The sequence below is a fragment of the Pseudoxanthomonas koreensis genome, from assembly GCF_041890415.1.
Classification (GTDB): Bacteria; Pseudomonadota; Gammaproteobacteria; order Xanthomonadales; family Xanthomonadaceae; genus Pseudoxanthomonas; species Pseudoxanthomonas koreensis_A.
The window spans coordinates 2843542-2859253 of sequence record NZ_CP169056.1 but is presented as its reverse complement, the minus strand read 5'-3'; the positions used below and the strand labels follow the sequence as shown (position 1 = coordinate 2859253).

At 70.9% G+C, this 15712-nt stretch carries 13 protein-coding genes; 6 read left to right on the top strand and 7 right to left on the bottom strand.

Features of this window, described 5'->3' with window-relative positions:
* The first annotated feature begins 14 nt into the window (after positions 1–14).
* Together ACEJ41_RS12890 and ACEJ41_RS12885 are read left to right on the top strand one after the other, a co-directional pair.
* Complete coding sequence (locus tag ACEJ41_RS12890) at positions 15–2135, top strand: M13 family metallopeptidase (RefSeq protein ID WP_374014153.1); 2121 nt, start codon at positions 15–17, stop codon at positions 2133–2135.
* Between the two features lie 182 nt (positions 2136–2317).
* The gene (locus ACEJ41_RS12885; protein WP_374012652.1) at positions 2318–3058 is read left to right on the top strand and encodes an OmpH family outer membrane protein; all 741 of its coding nucleotides are present in this window, start codon (positions 2318–2320) and stop codon (positions 3056–3058) included.
* Positions 3059–3073: 15 nt separating this feature from the next.
* Here ACEJ41_RS12885 and htpG read toward each other — a convergent pair whose 3' ends face one another.
* Both htpG and ACEJ41_RS12875 read right to left on the bottom strand, forming a co-directional pair.
* Positions 3074–4975 (bottom strand): molecular chaperone HtpG, encoded by a 1902-nt coding sequence (htpG, locus tag ACEJ41_RS12880; RefSeq protein ID WP_374012651.1) that lies wholly within the window; start codon positions 4973–4975, stop codon positions 3074–3076.
* 288 nt (positions 4976–5263) lie between these two features.
* Positions 5264–7117: a DUF885 family protein gene (locus tag ACEJ41_RS12875; RefSeq protein ID WP_374012650.1), complete on the bottom strand. Its 1854-nt coding sequence runs from the start codon at positions 7115–7117 to the stop codon at positions 5264–5266.
* Between the two features lie 153 nt (positions 7118–7270).
* Here ACEJ41_RS12875 and folE point away from each other — a divergent pair, with 153 nt between their 5' ends.
* The 4 genes from folE to egtD all read left to right on the top strand — a co-directional run bounded on the left by folE (position 7271) and on the right by egtD (position 10617).
* Complete coding sequence (gene folE / locus ACEJ41_RS12870; RefSeq protein WP_374012649.1) at positions 7271–7870, top strand: GTP cyclohydrolase I FolE; 600 nt, start codon at positions 7271–7273, stop codon at positions 7868–7870.
* The gene (locus ACEJ41_RS12865) at positions 7867–8256 is read left to right on the top strand and encodes a YchJ family protein (RefSeq protein WP_374012648.1); all 390 of its coding nucleotides are present in this window, start codon (positions 7867–7869) and stop codon (positions 8254–8256) included. Before folE ends, ACEJ41_RS12865 begins: the two co-directional genes overlap by 4 nt.
* A gap of 106 nt (positions 8257–8362) precedes the next feature.
* Entirely contained in the window at positions 8363–9652 is a 1290-nt protein-coding gene (gene egtB / locus ACEJ41_RS12860) for an ergothioneine biosynthesis protein EgtB (RefSeq protein WP_374012647.1), read from the top strand.
* The gene (gene egtD / locus ACEJ41_RS12855) at positions 9649–10617 is read left to right on the top strand and encodes an L-histidine N(alpha)-methyltransferase (protein WP_374012646.1); all 969 of its coding nucleotides are present in this window, start codon (positions 9649–9651) and stop codon (positions 10615–10617) included. Before egtB ends, egtD begins: the two co-directional genes overlap by 4 nt.
* A gap of 126 nt (positions 10618–10743) precedes the next feature.
* Here the strand turns inward: egtD and ACEJ41_RS12850 are convergent, their stop codons facing one another.
* From ACEJ41_RS12850 to ACEJ41_RS12830, 5 genes are all read right to left on the bottom strand, one after another.
* Positions 10744–11181 carry a PepSY domain-containing protein gene (locus tag ACEJ41_RS12850; RefSeq protein ID WP_374012645.1) on the bottom strand — a complete coding sequence of 146 codons (438 nt, stop codon included), beginning with the start codon at positions 11179–11181 and terminating at the stop codon, positions 10744–10746.
* 114 nt (positions 11182–11295) lie between these two features.
* Positions 11296–12063, bottom strand: a complete 768-nt coding sequence (locus ACEJ41_RS12845; protein WP_374012644.1) for an NRDE family protein — start codon at positions 12061–12063, stop codon at positions 11296–11298.
* A 10-nt stretch (positions 12064–12073) separates the two neighbouring features.
* Positions 12074–12955 carry a methylglyoxal synthase gene (locus tag ACEJ41_RS12840; protein ID WP_374012643.1) on the bottom strand — a complete coding sequence of 294 codons (882 nt, stop codon included), beginning with the start codon at positions 12953–12955 and terminating at the stop codon, positions 12074–12076.
* Positions 12956–13022: 67 nt separating this feature from the next.
* The gene (locus tag ACEJ41_RS12835) at positions 13023–13943 is read right to left on the bottom strand and encodes a polysaccharide deacetylase family protein (protein WP_374012642.1); all 921 of its coding nucleotides are present in this window, start codon (positions 13941–13943) and stop codon (positions 13023–13025) included.
* A 127-nt stretch (positions 13944–14070) separates the two neighbouring features.
* On the bottom strand, positions 14071–15552 hold the full coding sequence (locus ACEJ41_RS12830; protein ID WP_374012641.1) for an FAD-dependent oxidoreductase: 1482 nt from the start codon (positions 15550–15552) through the stop codon (positions 14071–14073).
* Between the last annotated feature and the right edge of the window lie 160 nt (positions 15553–15712).

Here is a 15712-nt window from a genome sequence, read left to right as displayed (position 1 = left end):
CCGCTCCGATGACGGTGCCCGCCTTGAAGACCACCCTGCTTGCCGCCGCGACCCTGGTCGCCCTTGCCCTGGCCGCCCCCGCCGGCGCCCACGATGCCCATGCCTGCATGGACGCTGCTTGCACCATGCAGCAGCTGTACGACCCCGGCGACGCCGGCGGCGATGATGCGGCCACCGCCATCCGTTACGGCACTTGGGGCATCGACACCGCCGGCATGGACACCAGTGTTTCCCCGGGCGAGGACTTCTTCGCCTATGCCAACGGCACCTGGGCGAAGAACACGCCGATCCCCGCCGACCAGTCCAGCTACGGTGCCTTCCGCGTGCTGCGCGACCTGTCCGAGGCGCGCGTGCGCGCGCTGGTGGAGGCCTACCCGCTGGCCGACCCTGCCACCGGCGGCGACCCGGCCAGGATCGCGGCCGTGTACCGCGGTTTCCTCGACGAGGCTGCCATCGAGGCGCTGGACGATGCCCCGTTGCAGCCGGTGCTGCAGCGCATCGGCCAGGCCGGCAGCCACCTGGCCATGGCCCAGCTGATGGGCGCGTCCGACACCTTCGGCGTGACCCTGTTCGGCATGGGCGTGTCCGACGACCAGCGCGATCCGGACCACTACACCCTGTACATGGGCCAGGCCGGCCTTGGCCTGGGCGACCGCGAGATGTACCTGCGCGACAACTTCGCCCCGCAGCGCGAGCGCTACGTGGCCTACATCGCCCAACTGCTGGCGATGGGCGGCTGGGACAACCCGCAGGCCGCCGCCGAGGCGGTGCTCGCCTTCGAGACCCGCATCGCCGAAGTCCACTGGACCCGCGCCGAAAGCCGCGACCGCGACCGCACCTACAACCCGGTGCCGTTCGAGCGCTTCGACGCCTATGCCCCGGGCTTCCCGTGGGCCGAGTACTTCAAGGCGGCCGGCGTGGACCATGGCGACGTGGCCGTGGTGCGCCAGGGCAGCGCCGTGCCGAAGATGGCGAAGATCTTCGCCGACACCGACATCGCCACCCTGCAGGCGTGGCAGGCGTTCCACGCGATCGACGATGCCGCGCCGCTGCTGTCCGGCCGCTTTGTCGACGCCCACTTCGATTTCCGCAACAAGTTCCTGTCCGGCCAGCCCGAGCAGCGCGAGCGCTGGAAGCGCGCCGTGGCCCTGGTCGAGGACAGCCTCGGCGAGGCGGTGGGCCGCGAGTACGTGAAGCTGTACTTCCCGGCCGACGCCAAGGCCAAGATGGATGCGCTGGTGGCCAACGTGAAGGCCGCCATGGGTGCGCGCCTGGATGCACTGGAGTGGATGGGCCCGGCGACCAAGGCCGAGGCCCACGCCAAGCTGCAGGGCTTCGGCCTGAAGATCGGCCACCCGGAGACGTGGCGCGACTACAGCGGCCTGCGCATCGTCAACGGCGACGTGGTCGGCAACGTGCTGCGCTCGCGCCAGTTCGAATGGGATTACCGCCGCGCGCGCATCGGCAAGGACGTGGACAAGGCCGAGTGGGGCATGACCCCGCAGACCGTCAACGCCTACTACAACTCGGTCAAGAACGAGATCGTGTTCCCGGCCGCGATCCTGCAGCCGCCGTTCTTCGACCCGCAGGCCGATCCGGCGGTGAACTACGGCAGCATCGGCGGGGTGATCGGGCACGAGATCATCCACGGCTTCGATGACCAGGGCCGCAAGTCCGATGGCGCCGGCGTGCTGCGCGACTGGTGGAGCGCCGAGGACGCGGCCAAGTTTGAAGTGCAGGCGGCCAGGCTCGGCGCCCAGTACGAGGCGTACGAGTTCCCGCAGCTGCCGGGCATGCACATCAACGCGCGCACCGCCATGGGCGAGAACATCGGCGACCTGGGCGGCCTGACCATCGCGCTGGAGGCCTACCGGCGCTCGCTGGATGGCAAGCCCGCGCCGGTGATCGACGGCTTCAGCGGCGAGCAGCGCCTGTTCCTGGGCTGGGCGCAGGTGTGGCGCACCCTGTGGCGCGACGACGCGCTGCGCCAGCAACTGGTCAACGGCACCCACTCGCCCGGCCACATCCGCGCCTTCGCCCCGCTGCGCAACATCGATGCCTGGTACGACGCGTTCGGCGTCAAGCAGGGCGACCCGCTGTACATCGCCCCGGAAGAGCGCGTGCGGATATGGTGATTGACGCCGGGTGATTGCCGCCTGGTGATTGCCGCCGGGTGACCGGCTGCGGGTTGATCCATTGGCTTCCCGCAGCTGCTTCGCCGATCCACTTGCCGCCCAGGCCGGCGCCTTGCAGTGCGCGCTGGCCGCGTCTAGATTCCGGCGACGGTCGGCATCGTGCGCGGCCAGGGGGAGGGGACATGGGGAACGGCGAAACCAGCGGCCCGGGGGCCGACGCTGCAGACACCACGGTGAAGGACAGTGGCGACATCGACCTGGCCACGGTACCGGCGCCGTTGAAGGGGTCGGTCGGCTTCTTCCAGCGCAACCGCAAGAATTTCTTCGTGACGGCCGCGGTGTTCGTGCTCGGATTCCTGGCCAATGCGGTCGGTGGCGACCTGTACGAGCACTACAAGCCGTGGAAGGACAGCGACGACGAGTTCATCGACAAGATCATCGCCGCGCAGAAGGCCGAGTTCGAAACCATGGGCGAGAGCCTGGCCCGGATCCGCGGCAGCCTGCCGGAGGAGGAGCGCGAAGCGTTCCAGGCGCTGCAGCGTTCGATCGCCAGCGTCGAGCGCCAGAGCGCAGGCCTGGTGCAGCAGCTTGAACTGGCCAAGCAGGAAATCCTGACCATGGGCACGGTCGCCGCATCGCGTGGCGGCGTTGGCGCCGGTTACGACTTTACCCTGGCCAGCAACAGCAGCATGGACCTGGCGCCGGGTGCGGTGCTGGGGTTGCAGTCCGTGGGCCGCGACGGCGTACGGGTGAACCTGACATCGGAGGGGCGCAACGCGGCGAATGGCCGCCATCTTGCCAGCGGTGAGTCAGTGACGTTCGTCGGGGCCGGCGGCGCGGAGTGTTTCGTGTCGCTGATGTCGCTGCGCCAGGGCAGCCCTGGCGCAGCGTCGTTCAAGACCGGATGTGTCGGGCGGGGCTGACCCGGGCGGCAGGCATCACCCTGCAAGCAGCCGGTTGATCCGCTGCACGAACGCCGCCGGGTCGGCCAGCGGCGCACCGGCGGTCAACCGCGCCTGTTCCAGCAGCAGGGTGGCCAGGTCGGCGGCCTGGGCGTCGTCGGTGGTGGCCGCGAGCCTGTGCAGCAAGGCGTGCTGCGGGTTGACCTCCAGGATCGGCCTGCTTTCGGGCACGGCCTGGCCGGCTTCGCGCAGCAGGTGGGCCAGGTGCGGCGCCATCTCGTGCTCGGCCAACGCAAGGCAGGCAGGAGAGTCGGTCAGGCGCGCCGACACGCGCACGTCCTCCACCTTGCCCTCCAGCAGCGTCTTCAGCCGCTCCAGCAACGGCGCGGCGGCGCTGGCCGCCTCCTCCTGCCGCTTCTTCTCCGCCTCGTCCAGCGGCAGCTCGCCCTTGGCCACGTGCCGCAGCGGCTTGCCGGCGTATTCGTGCAGGTGGCCGACCATCCACTCGTCGATGCGGTCGGACATCAGCAGCACCTCGATGCCGCGCGCGCGGAAGGCCTCCAGCTGCGGGCTGCCGGCCGCCGCGGCGTGGCCGTCGGCGGTGATGTACCAGATGGCATCCTGGCCGGCGGACATGCGCCCGACGTAGTCGTCCAGCGACACCGTCTGCGCCGCGCCCTCGCCCCTGGTGGACGCGAAGCGCAGCAGCCTGGCAATGCGCTCGCGGTTGCCGGCGTCCTCGACGATGCCCTCTTTCAAGGTGTTGCCGAAGGCCTTGAGGAACGCTGCGAACTTCTCCGGCTCGTCGCGCGAGAGCTTCTCGATCAGGTCCAGCACGCGCTTGACGCAGGCGCCCTTGATCCGCTCCAGCTGGCGGTTGTGCTGCAGGATCTCGCGGCTCACGTTGAGCGGCAGGTCGTCGGCATCGACCACGCCGCGCACGAAGCGCAGGTAGTTGGGCAGCAGCTCCTCGGCCGCGTCCATGATGAAGACGCGCTTGATGTACAGCTTCAATCCCTTGCGCTCGTCGCGCCCGCCCATCAGCACGTCGAACGGCGGCTGCGCGGGGAGATACAGCAGGGTGGTGAAGCTCTGGCTGCCCTCCACCCGGTTGTGGGTCCAGGCGGCCGGCGGGTTGAAGTCGTGGCCCAGCGAGCTGTAGAAGCCCTGGTATTCCTCGTCCTTGATCTCGCCCTTGGGCCGGGTCCACAGCGCCGAGGCGTCGTTGGCCGACTCCCACTCTGGTGCGTCGGCGGCGGCCTCATCCTGGGTGTCCGCCGCGGCCTTCGGCATGCGGATCGGGAAGGCGACATGGTCGGAGTACTTGCGCACCAGGCCGCGCAGCTTCCAGTCGTCGAGGAACTCGTCCTCGCTCTCCTTCAGGTGCAGGATCACGGTGGTGCCGCGTGCGTCCAGCGTGGCCGGCTCGAGCGTGTACTCGCCGCGGCCATCGCTTTCCCAGCGCACGCCGGCCTGCGCCGGGTCGCCGGCGCGACGGGTCAGCACGGTCACCCGCTCTGCCACCACGAAGGCCGAATAGAAGCCCACGCCGAACTGGCCGATCAGCCGCGCGTCGGCCTTCTGCTCGCTGCCCAGCGCCTCCAGGAAGCGGCGCGTGCCGGAGCTGGCGATGCTGCCGATGTTGGCCACCACCTCATCGCGCGACATGCCGATGCCGGTGTCGCGGATGGTGATGGTGCGCGCGGCCTTGTCCGCACTCACCTCGATCCGCAACTCCGCCTCGCCGGCCATCAGCCCCGGATTGGCGATGGCCTCGAAGCGCAGCTTGTCGCAGGCATCGGAGGCGTTGGAGATCAACTCGCGCAGGAAGATCTCCTTGTGCGAGTACAGCGAGTGGGTCACCAGGTGCAGCACCTGGGCCACTTCGGCTTCGAACTTGCGGGTTTCGGGCGCGGATGCGGTGGCGTCTGTGGTCATCGGGAGGTCCTGTGGATGGCCGGGTTCGCCCCCCGATATACGAGCGCGCCCGCCGATTTCAAGGCCTGCACGTTCGCAAGGCCCTCACGACCTGGGCGCTCCCAGAAAAGAAGCGCCCACCATGTCGAAGAGGTGTGGTGCGATGCCTGCTGACGGGAAGTCAAGGAGGAGGCTTCGGCCGCAGGCCGGAGCCGGGGGACATGAGCGGCAGCAGGCATCGCACCGCACCCTGCAGCCAACCCACCGCCCTGCCCCAGGGGCCGGAATCTGGCCCCGGAAGATGCCCCCTCAGCCGGCGCGCTGTGTCTCGATCCAGCCGTCCACCCGCTGCTCCAGCAGGTCCAGCGGCAGCGCGCCGCCGCCCAGCACCGCGTCGTGGAAGCCGCGGATGTCGAAGCGCTCGCCCAGCTGCGCCTCGGCCTTGCGGCGCAATTCCTGGATCCGGATCATCCCGACCTTGTAGGCCGTGGCCTGGCCCGGCATCACCAGATAGCGCTGGATCTCCGAGCGGATCGCCGCATCCGGCACCGAGCTGTTGGCCCGGAAGTAGTCCACCGCCTGCTGCTCGGTCCAGCCCTTGGCATGCAGGCCGGTATCCACCACCAGCCGGATCGCGCGCCACATCTCCGACATCAGCCGCCCGTATTCGGAATACGGATCTTCATAGGTGCCCGGCATCTCCTTGGCCAGCCACTCCGAGTACAGACCCCAGCCCTCGCTGTACGCGGTGGTGCGGTACTGGGTGCGGAACTGCGGCACGCCGGTCAACTCCTGGGCAATGGAGATCTGCATGTGATGGCCGGGCAGGCCCTCGTGATAGGCGATCACCTCCAGCTCGGTCTTCGGCATCGACGCCATGTCCGACAGGTGCGCGTAGTAGATGCCCGGGCGCGAGCCATCCGGCGTGCCGGGGTAGTAGTGCTGGGCAGCGCCATCCTGTTCGCGGAACGCCTCCACCCGGCGCACCACCAGGTCGGCCTTGGGCAGCAGGCCGAAGTAGGCCGGCAGGTGCTGCTTGATGTTGTCGATCCTGGCCGTGGCGTCGTCGATGTAGGCCTGGCGGCCGGCGTCGGTGTTGGGGTACAGGCGCTTCGGGTCGGCCTGCACCTGGCGGAAGAAGTCGTCCAGGCTGCCCTCGATGCCCAACTGCTGCTGCACCCGGGCAAGCTCGGCGCGCAGGCGCGCCACCTCGGCCAGGCCCAGCGCGTGGATCTGCTCGGCGGTCATCGCGGTGGAGGTGTGGTCGCGCAACTGGTGGGTGTAGAACGCCGCGCCATCCGGGTGGGTGGTGCCCACGCCGGCGGGGTTGTCCAGCGCCTGCGGCAGCTGGCCTTCGGCAAAGGCGATCACCCGCGCGTAGGCCGGCTGCACCGATTCGAGCAGGGCGGCGCGGGCCTGCACCTTGAGCGCGTCGGCGCGGGCGGGGTCGAGCTTGCCGTCCTTGACCAGCGCATCGGCCTTGGCCTGGGCATCAGCCCACAGCGCGCTGTCGGCACCGGCGTCGAAGGGCGCGCCGGCGATGACCTTGCGCGACTGGTCGATCACCCCCTGCAGCGCGAACTTCGGCGGGCGGATGCCGGTGGCGGCCGAGGCCGTGGCGCGCGCGAGCAACTGGTCGAACATCACCGGCACCGCCGCCAGCCGCGACACGTAGGCCAGGTAGTCGCGCTCGTCCTCCACCTTGTGGAAATTGATGAGGAAGGTGGGCACGGTGGCGTGCGCACCGCCCATCTGGTTGAACGGGTAGCCGTGGGCGGCCCAGGGCAGGCTGTCGCGCGCCTCCTCGTACTGGCGCTTCCACAGGTCCCAGGACAGTTGCGCCGCCGGATCCAGCTGCGCGCGGTCGAACTGCGACTCCATTTCGCGCACCGAGGCCTGCAGCCAGTCCACGCGCTGGCGCAGCGCGGCCTCGGACATGTCGTCCAGGCGGTCGTTGTGGTCCTTGCGGCCGAGGAAGGTCAGCTGCATGGGCGACATCTGCAGGTATTGCTCGTACTTGGTGTCGAACCAGGCATTGAGGCGCTGCGAGGCATCTTCGGCGCCCGCAACGGCGGAGGTGGCGGGTGCGGGCGGGTCCGATGGCGCGGGCGAACAGGCGGCCAGGGCCAGGGCGAGCAGGCTGAGGGCGGGAATGCGGCGCACGCGGGAACTCCGGGAAGGGTCGACGATGGGCGCATTGTGTTGCCGCGCGCCGGGCCTGGCCAATGCGGAACGTCATGCATGCCGGCCCGGCCATCGGGGCCCGCTGGCGGCGACGCGGTACCATGGCCTCCTCTCCGTGTTTGCCCGCAGGCCATGTCCGGATCACCGCCCGAAGTCCCGCCCGTCACCCAGGCCCAGGCCGAAGACGCCGTGCGCACGCTGTTGCGCTGGGCCGGCGAGGATCCCGCGCGCGAAGGCCTGCTCGATACCCCGCGCCGGGTCGCCGAGGCCTACGGTGACTGGTTCAGCGGCTACCGCGAGAACCCGCGGGAATACCTGAGCCGGACCTTCGAGGAGGTCGCCGGCTACGACGAGATGATCGTGCTGCGCGACATCGAGTACGAAAGCCACTGCGAGCACCACATGGCGCCGATCATCGGCCGGGTCCACGTGGGCTACCTGCCGGATGGCAAGGTGGTGGGGATCAGCAAGCTGGCGCGGGTGGTGGATGCCTACGCCCGCCGCTTCCAGGTGCAGGAGAAGATGACCGCGCAGGTTGCCCAGTGCATCCAGGACGCGTTGCATCCGCTGGGCGTGGGCGTGGTGGTGGAAGGCGCGCACGAGTGCATGACCACCCGCGGCATCCACAAGCGCGGGGTGAGCATGGTCACCTCCAGCATGCGCGGCAGCTTCCGCACCGATGCGCGTACCCGCGCCGAGTTCCTGCGCCTGATCGCGGCCGGGCGCCGTTGACCGACACGCCCTGCCCCTGCGGCACCGGCGCCGGATACCAGGCCTGCTGCGGGCGCTGGCATGCGGGCGAGGCCGCGCCGGATGCGCTGGCCCTGATGCGCTCGCGCTACAGCGCCTACGTGCTGGGCTTGCCGGACTACCTGCGCGCGACCTGGCATCCGGGCACGCGCCCGCAGGCACTCGAGCTGGAGGACCCCGAGGGCCTGCGCGTGGTCTGGCTGGGGCTGGAGGTGAAATCGCACCGCAGCGCCGGTGACGAGGCCCAGGTCCACTTCGTCGCCCGCTACCGCGCCGGCGGCGCGAGCGCGGTGCGGATGGAAGAGCGCAGCCGCTTCGTCCGCGAAGGCGGGCGCTGGTACTACCTGGACGGCGACACGGCGCACTGATCCGGCCGGCGCATGGCCGCACGGCGTCGCACCGAGCCAGCTCCGCGCACACAACACGCGCGCCGCCATGACGCGACGCTAATGGACGCGGCGCTAGCGTGGGCCCATGCCGCCCGTCGTCACCGTCGCGTCACCGGCTGCCTCGCAGGAGGTGGCCGCTGTTGCCCTGCAGGAGCGCTATGGCCATGTGCGCGCCGCCAGCTGCCGCCTGGCCGCGCCGCTGTCGCCCGAAGACGCGATGGTGCAGAGCATGGACGACGCCAGCCCGGCCAAGTGGCACCTGGCGCACACCACCTGGTTCTTCGAGCACTTCGTGCTGGAAGCAGCCGGCCAGGCGCCGCTGCGGCCGCAGTGGAACTACCTGTTCAACAGCTACTACGACAGTGCCGGCCCGCGCCATCCGCGGCCACGACGGGGCCTGCTGTCGCGGCCGTCGCTGCAGGAGGTGCTGGAATATCGCCGCCAGGTCGATGAGCGCGTCCTCGCCGCGCTGGATGGCGACGTCCTGCCCGGTCCGGCGCGCGAGCGGCTGGAGCTTGGCCTGCACCACGAGCAGCAGCACCAGGAATTGCTGCTCACCGACATCCAGCATGCACTGTGGTGCCACCCGCTGCGCCCGGCCTACCGCGCCGACCTGCCGCGGCCGCCGGATGCCGCGGCGGCCCCGCTGCAATGGATGGCCCAGGACGAACGCATCGTCGAGGTCGGCGCGCCGCGCTGGCCGCCGGGCCCGGACTTCGCCTACGACAACGAGTCACCACCGCATCGGGTGCTGGTGCCTGCGCACGCAGTGGCCAGCCGCCCGGTAACCAATGCCGAGTACCGCCGGTTCGTGGAGGACGGCGGCTACCGCACTCCGGCACTGTGGCTCAGCGATGGCTGGGCCAGGGTCCAGGCCGAGGCCTGGGAGCGCCCGCTGTACTGGGAGCCCGGGCTGGACGCCGCCTGCACCCTGGGCGGGCTGCGGCCGCTGCCGCCGCACGCGCCGGTGTGCCACCTGAGCTATTACGAAGCCGACGCCTTCGCCCGCTGGGCCGGCGCGCGCCTGCCCACGGAACTGGAATGGGAACGCGCCGCCACGCCGCTGCCGGTGCAAGGCAACTTTGCCGACGACGGCCTGCTGCAGCCGCGCGCGGCCCGTGGCGAGGGGCTGCAGCAGCTGTACGGCGATGTGTGGGAATGGACCTCCAGCGCCTACCTGCCCTGGCCGGGCTTCAAGCCGTGGCAGGACGATACCGGCGAGTACAACGGCAAGTTCATGTGCGGGCAGTGGGTGCTGCGCGGCGGCAGTTGCGCCACGCCGCGCGGACACGTGCGCGCCAGCTACCGCAATTTCTTCCCGCCGCACGCGCGCTGGCAGTTCGCGGGGCTGCGCCTGGCCCGGGACCGCGCATGAGCGTGGTCGAGCGCACCGTTGTGGCCGACCCGCGGGCGGCGCTGCGCGCGGATGTGCTGGCCGGCCTGGCGCACCGGCCGCGGCGGCTGCCCTCCAAGTACTTCTACGATGCGCGCGGCTCGGCGCTGTTCGAAGCCATCACCGTGCAGCCGGAGTACTACCTCACCCGGGTCGAGCGGGAATTGCTGGCGCGCCACATCGGTGCCATCAGCGCGGCGGTCGGCCCGCGCGCGCACGTGGTGGAGTACGGCAGCGGCAGCGGAGTGAAGACCGAGTGCCTGCTCGATGCGCTTGAAGCACCCGCGGCCTATACCCCGGTGGAGATTTCCGGCGCGGCGCTGGACGACTGCGTGGCGCGCCTGCGCCTGCGCTTCCCGCGGCTGGACATGCTGCCGCTGCAGGCCGACTTCACCGGCCCGCTGACCCTGCGGCGCTTGTCGTCGGCGGCGCGCAGGCTGGTGTTCTTCCCCGGCTCGACCCTGGGCAACTTCGACGATGCCGAGGCGCTGGCCCTGCTGCGGGCCATGGCCGCCACGCTGGGAACCGATGGCCTGGCCCTGGTCGGCATCGACCTGGTCAAGGACCCGGCCATCATCGAGGCCGCCTACAACGATGCGGCCGGGGTCACCGCCGCGTTCACCCTGAACCTGCTGGCCCGGATCAACCGCGAGCTGGGCGCCGATTTCGACCTGGCCGGATTTGCCCACCAGGCCCGTTACGTGGCCGCGCGCGAACGCATCGAAACCCGCCTGGTCAGCCTGCGGCCACAGGCGGTGCGCGTGGCCGGCCAGCGCTTCGAGTTCAGCGCTGGCCAGGACATCCTGGTCGAGTACAGCCACAAGTACCGCGACGCGCGCTTCACCGCGCTGGCCGCGGCTGCGGGGCTGGAGGTGGCAGGCGCATGGGGTGGGGCGGCGGAGGGATTCGGCCTGCGCCTGTTGCGACGCAGGGCGCCGGCCGGTTGATGCCGCGGCCGGCCAAGCCTGGCGTTCCGGTCAGCAACCGCGCCACCTGCGCGTACCCGCGGGGATGCTGCGTGGTCGCGGTGCGCGCCCGGGCCCGGACGGCGCCGGGTCCGGGCCATCACGGGGTCAGTCGTTCTCGACGCCGAGGATGCGGCCGTCGGTGGGGTCGAGCCGGATCTTCACGTCGGCGCCGTCGGGGCGTTCGGCTTCCGCTTCCCAGATGCCGTCTTCGAAGTCCACGTCGTTCACCTTTGAGTAGCCGGCCGCGGTGAGCCGGGCCTTGATGTCGTCGGCGCTCAGGGTGGAAACCATGTCCTCGGCAAAGACCTTGCCGCTGGACGGATCCACGCGCAGATCCACGCGGTTGCCATCGGCGCTGGTGGCATCGGCCTCCCACATGCCGTCCTCGAACTCGAGGTCGTTGATGCGGGTGAAGCCCTGCTGCTCGAGCACGGCGCGGACCTGCGGTTCGGTCAGGGTGGTGGCGGGGTTGGCCAGCGCTGGCGCAGCGGCCAGCGCGGCAGCCAGCGCGGCGGGGAGGATCAGGGCGGTGTGCTTGCGCATCGGGGGCACTCCTGTTTTGCGGTGATGGAGCGCCACCGTGCCCGCCGGCGCCTCAGCGCGAGGTGAATGCCCGCGCCTGCCATTCACCGTCGTGAAGCGGCGTGCGCGCTGCGCCTAGACGGGTGCCAGCGCCAGCCGGGTCTGGCCCAGGGCGACGCCCATCGGGCCCCAGCGACGCTCGACGATCACCCCGCCACCGTCGCGTCCGAGCGCAACCACGGTGCTGGCGCGGGTGCCGTATGCGTGGCCGCGGATGAAGGCCGGCGAGAGCAGGCGTTCGCGCTCCAGGCCGATGCCGGTGTCGGGCAGTTGCGTGTCCGGCCAGGTGCGCGCGTCGGCCAGTGCTTCGAACAGCGGCTCGACGTCATCCGTATCGGTGTGTGCGAGCCACGCCTGCAGGCGTTCACCGAGCGCGGTGGCCTTGGGCCAGGGGGTGTCCAGCGCGGCGTTGGACAGCACGTGTACCCCATGATCGATCGCCTGCACGCGCGGCGCGGGCGTGTTGCCGATCCACGCGGCGTGTTCGCGGTCGAACAGCACCAGGTTGAATGGCCGGTAGTGCGACGCGGTGGCCAGCAGCGTGCGTGCATGCGCGGCCGCGCCGGTGCCGCCGCGCAGCCAGTCGCCGGCCAGGTGCCCGCGCGAGGCGCCATCCGCCGGTGCCTGCAGGTCGCGCACGTTGGTGACCAGCGCGCAGCGGCCGGCGTCGTCCACCCCCAGCCAGGTGCCACCGGCTTCCAGGTCGCGCCCGGCCAGCACCTGCGGGGCGTCGTCCCAGCGCGCCAGCGGTGCGGTCGGGCGCGCATGGAATTCGTCGCGGTTGCCGGCCAGCACCAGCCGCCAGCGCGGGTGCGCGTTCCAGGCGAATGCGACCACGCACATGAGGTGCGGCTCAGGCCGCGCGCAGCGCCTGGCGCCGGCGTACCGCCGCCACCCAGCGTGCGGCCACCGCTGGCGAGGTGATGCACACCGCCTCGTCGGTGACCGTGGTCACCGCGCGCTCCAGCAACTGGATGTCGGCCTCGTGCTGTCGGGCCACATGCGGGTCCTCGAAGAACACCGCGCGCTGGCAGCGCCGCTCCAGCACCAGGTCGGCGATCTGCGCGTCGCCGCCCATCGGGCCGCTGAGGAAGCGGTGCACCCACGGCGTGTCCTGCGGCCAGCCGCGGCTCCACGCCATCTCGTTGAGGCGCTGGCCGGTGGTGCCGGTGGCCACGCGCCGGGCAAAGCGCGACAGCACGTCGTAGTGCTCGGCGGCGAAGGCCAGCATCTGCGGCTTCATCGCGTCGTGGGCGATCAGCGCCAGGGTCTGCGATTCGAAGGCATGGAAGTGGTCGGCGCCCGGGTCCGGCCCCAGGCCGGCGTGGATGCGCTCGGTCTCGATCCAGTCGCGCGCGCTGGCCACGGTGGAGATGAAGGGCTTGCCGTGGATCACGCACTGGCGCTTGAGCGCGATGGCCTCGGGGAAGATCGAGGACGGATCCACCGGGTCGATCAGGTAGATGGCTCCGTCCAGGGTGCGCGCATCGCCTTCCAGCCCGACCACCTCGGCCACCAGCTTCATCAGCCCGCCCTCGCGGCCGTAGGGGTAGCGCTTCAGTCCGGCATGGCCGGCGAGCATGCCGGCCGCCACGATCGCCTCGTGGGTGCGGCCGACGGTGTGCAGCTGCAGTTGCAACTCGCGGATGCCCTGGCCACTGGCACGCAGCCAGCGGAACAGGGCCGCGTCCTCGGTGGCGTGATGCAGGCGGTTGGCGGCAAGACCCAGGCGCATGGAAGGCGGCTCCGTGGAAGCGACCGTTCCAGTCTACGCGCGGCCGGTTACGGGCCGGTTGCCGTCGTTACTGCGCGATCCCGGCAAGCTCGCGCACCCAGCCCGGCACCTGCGGTTCGCCGGCATGGAACGCGGCCGGGCGATTCTCGGCGGCTGCCCAGCGATGCAGCCAGCTTGGCCCGCGCGGGCCGTCGTAGCCATCCTCGCCGCGCGCATAGGCGGGGTCCTGCAGTGCCTGCGCCAGGGTGACCACGCGGTAGCCGCGGCGCTGCACGCCCGCCACCAGGCTGGAGAAGGTCGCCGCATTGAGCGCATTGGCGTGCAGCAGCCACACCTGCGGCAGCGCATAGCCAAGCAGATCCTGCGACTGGCGTTCGTAGTGATCGACCATGTTGAGCATGTAGGGGATGTAGCCGCGCCGCAGCCGTTCCAGCTGGGCCTCGCGCTGCGCCGGGTCGGGTTGGCCGTCCAGCACCCGCGCATAGGCGGCGCCCCAGATCCATTCGTCGTTGTCCACCGTGACCGGCGCGATGCGATAACCGTGCGAGGCCAGGAAGGCCGACAGCGCGGCACGCTCACCGGGCGACTGCCCGGCACGCAGGTAGGGGTGGCGGAACCAGCGCGGCGCGGTGCCGTACTCGGCCAGAAGCGGGCGCAGCACCCGTTCACCACGCAGGATGTCGTCGGTATAGGCCGCCAGCCCCACGGCGTGCAGGTCGAGATGGGCGTAGGTGTGGTTGCCCAGTTCGTGCCCGCCATCGAGCCAGGCGTGCAGCATCGCCACCCGTTCCGGCAACACGTGCCCGTCGCGCTCCAGCTTGTCCTCGTTGACGAAGCCGACCACCGGCACGCCGGCCGCGGTGAGCTGCGCCATCAATTGCCCATGGCGCGCGGCCAGCACCGGATCCGGAATCGCACCGGCCCGATGCCAGGGCAGGTCATCGATGGTGATGGCGATGCGCCGGTCCGTGGCGGCGGCCTGGGCCATGCAGGCGGCGAGAAGAACCAGGACACCGCATTGCAGCCATTGACGCATTCACCTGCTCCTGTTGGGGCGCGCACCGGATCGCGTGGCCATCCGCTGGCCACGCGATGATAGACGGCCCGTGCCCCGGTCAGGCTGCGGCGGGCTCGACCTGGGCGATGGCCTGGCTGGCCAGCAAGGTGGCGATCGACTGCGCCGCGTCGCGGCCTTCGGCCACCGCGGTCACCACCAGGTCGGCGCCACGCACTGCGTCGCCGCCGGCGAACACGCGCGGATGGGTGGTCTGGTACGCAAGGCGCCCGCCACCGCCGGCGACGATCCGCCCGTTCGGCGTGCCCTCGATGCCCAGCGCGGTCATCCACTCCGGCACGTCCGGCGAGAAGCCGAACGCGATGATCACCACGTCCGCCTCGATCAGCGATTCGCTGCCTTCCAACGGCACCGCGTTGCGGCGGCCACGCGCATCCGGCTCGCCCAGCGTGGTTTCCACCATGCGCACGCCACTCACCCGGTCCTGCGCGTCGGCCTCGATCGCCAGCGGCTGGCGGTTGAACAGGAAGCGCACGCCTTCCTCGCGCGCGTTGCCCACTTCGCGCGCCGAGCCGGGCATGGACGCCTCGTCGCGGCGGTAGGCGCAGGTCACCTTGCCCGCGCCCAGGCGGATGGCGCTGCGCACGCAGTCCATGCCGGTGTCGCCACCGCCCAGCACCACCACGTGGCGGCCGCGCAGGTCGGGCAGGGCGATGCGGTCCTCCCAGCCGGCGATGGGCCGTCCGCCCGGCTCCTGGCCGGTGACCACGCGTCCGTTCTGGACCAGGAACGGCAGCGCCGGCAGCACGCCGTGCGCATCCTGGCCCGGCAGCCCGCCATCGGTGTAGCGGTACGCGCCAGTGCCCAGGAACACCGCGTCGTACTCGGCCAGCAGCTGGTCCATGCTCACGTCGCGGCCGACCTCCACGCCCAGCCGGAACTGGATGCCCATGCCTTCCAGCACCTGCCGGCGCAATGTGATGACCGACTTGTCCAGCTTGAAGGTGGGAATGCCGAACTGGAGCAGGCCGCCGATCTGCTCGTAGCGGTCGTACACCACCGCCTGGATGCCGGCGCGCGCCAGGCGGTCGGCGCAGGCGATGCCGGCCGGGCCGGCGCCCACCACCGCCACCCGGTGCCCGGTGGCGACCACGTCGGACAGGTCCGGGCGCCAGCCTTCGGCGAAGGCGGTGTCGGTGATGTACTTCTCCACCGCGCCGATGGTCACCGCGCCGAAGCCGTCGTTGAGCGTGCAGCTGCCCTCGCACAGGCGGTCCTGTGGGCACACCCGTCCGCATACCTCCGGCAGCGGGTTGGTGCTGTGGCACAGCTCGGCGGCCTCGTGGATGCGGTTCTCCTGCACCAGTTGCAGCCACTGCGGGATGGCGTTGTGCACCGGGCACTTCCAACTGCAGTAGGGGTTGCCGCAGTCCAGGCAGCGGCCGGCCTGGTGGTCGGCCTCGGCGTGGCCGAAGCGGCCGTACAGCTCGCCCCAGTCGCCGGCGGTGCGCAGTTCGATCGGGATCCGCCGCGGCATTTCGCGCGGCAGCTCGAGGAATTGGAAGATGTGCTTGCGACTCATCGAAAGGGTTTCCGGCAGTGCCTCACGCGGCGGCGGGAGACGGGCGACCGGTGCCTCCCGGCGGAGCGGGGACACGGGATCCGGCCGCGCACGGGGCGGCAGTGGATCGGTTCGGTCGGAGGAGGCCGGGCACCGTACCGGTCATGCAGACCGGCGCAGG

Coding starts and splice junctions, on each gene's coding strand:
- ACEJ41_RS12885 (WP_374012652.1), top strand. CDS start 2,318: ATGGGGAACGGCGAAACCAGCGGCCCGGGGGCCGACGCTGCAGACACC.
- htpG (WP_374012651.1), bottom strand. CDS start 4,975: ATGACCACAGACGCCACCGCATCCGCGCCCGAAACCCGCAAGTTCGAA.
- folE (WP_374012649.1), top strand. CDS start 7,271: ATGTCCGGATCACCGCCCGAAGTCCCGCCCGTCACCCAGGCCCAGGCC.
- egtB (WP_374012647.1), top strand. CDS start 8,363: ATGCCGCCCGTCGTCACCGTCGCGTCACCGGCTGCCTCGCAGGAGGTG.
- egtD (WP_374012646.1), top strand. CDS start 9,649: ATGAGCGTGGTCGAGCGCACCGTTGTGGCCGACCCGCGGGCGGCGCTG.
- ACEJ41_RS12850 (WP_374012645.1), bottom strand. CDS start 11,181: ATGCGCAAGCACACCGCCCTGATCCTCCCCGCCGCGCTGGCTGCCGCG.
- ACEJ41_RS12845 (WP_374012644.1), bottom strand. CDS start 12,063: ATGTGCGTGGTCGCATTCGCCTGGAACGCGCACCCGCGCTGGCGGCTG.
- ACEJ41_RS12840 (WP_374012643.1), bottom strand. CDS start 12,955: ATGCGCCTGGGTCTTGCCGCCAACCGCCTGCATCACGCCACCGAGGAC.
- ACEJ41_RS12835 (WP_374012642.1), bottom strand. CDS start 13,943: ATGGCCCAGGCCGCCGCCACGGACCGGCGCATCGCCATCACCATCGAT.
- ACEJ41_RS12830 (WP_374012641.1), bottom strand. CDS start 15,552: ATGAGTCGCAAGCACATCTTCCAATTCCTCGAGCTGCCGCGCGAAATG.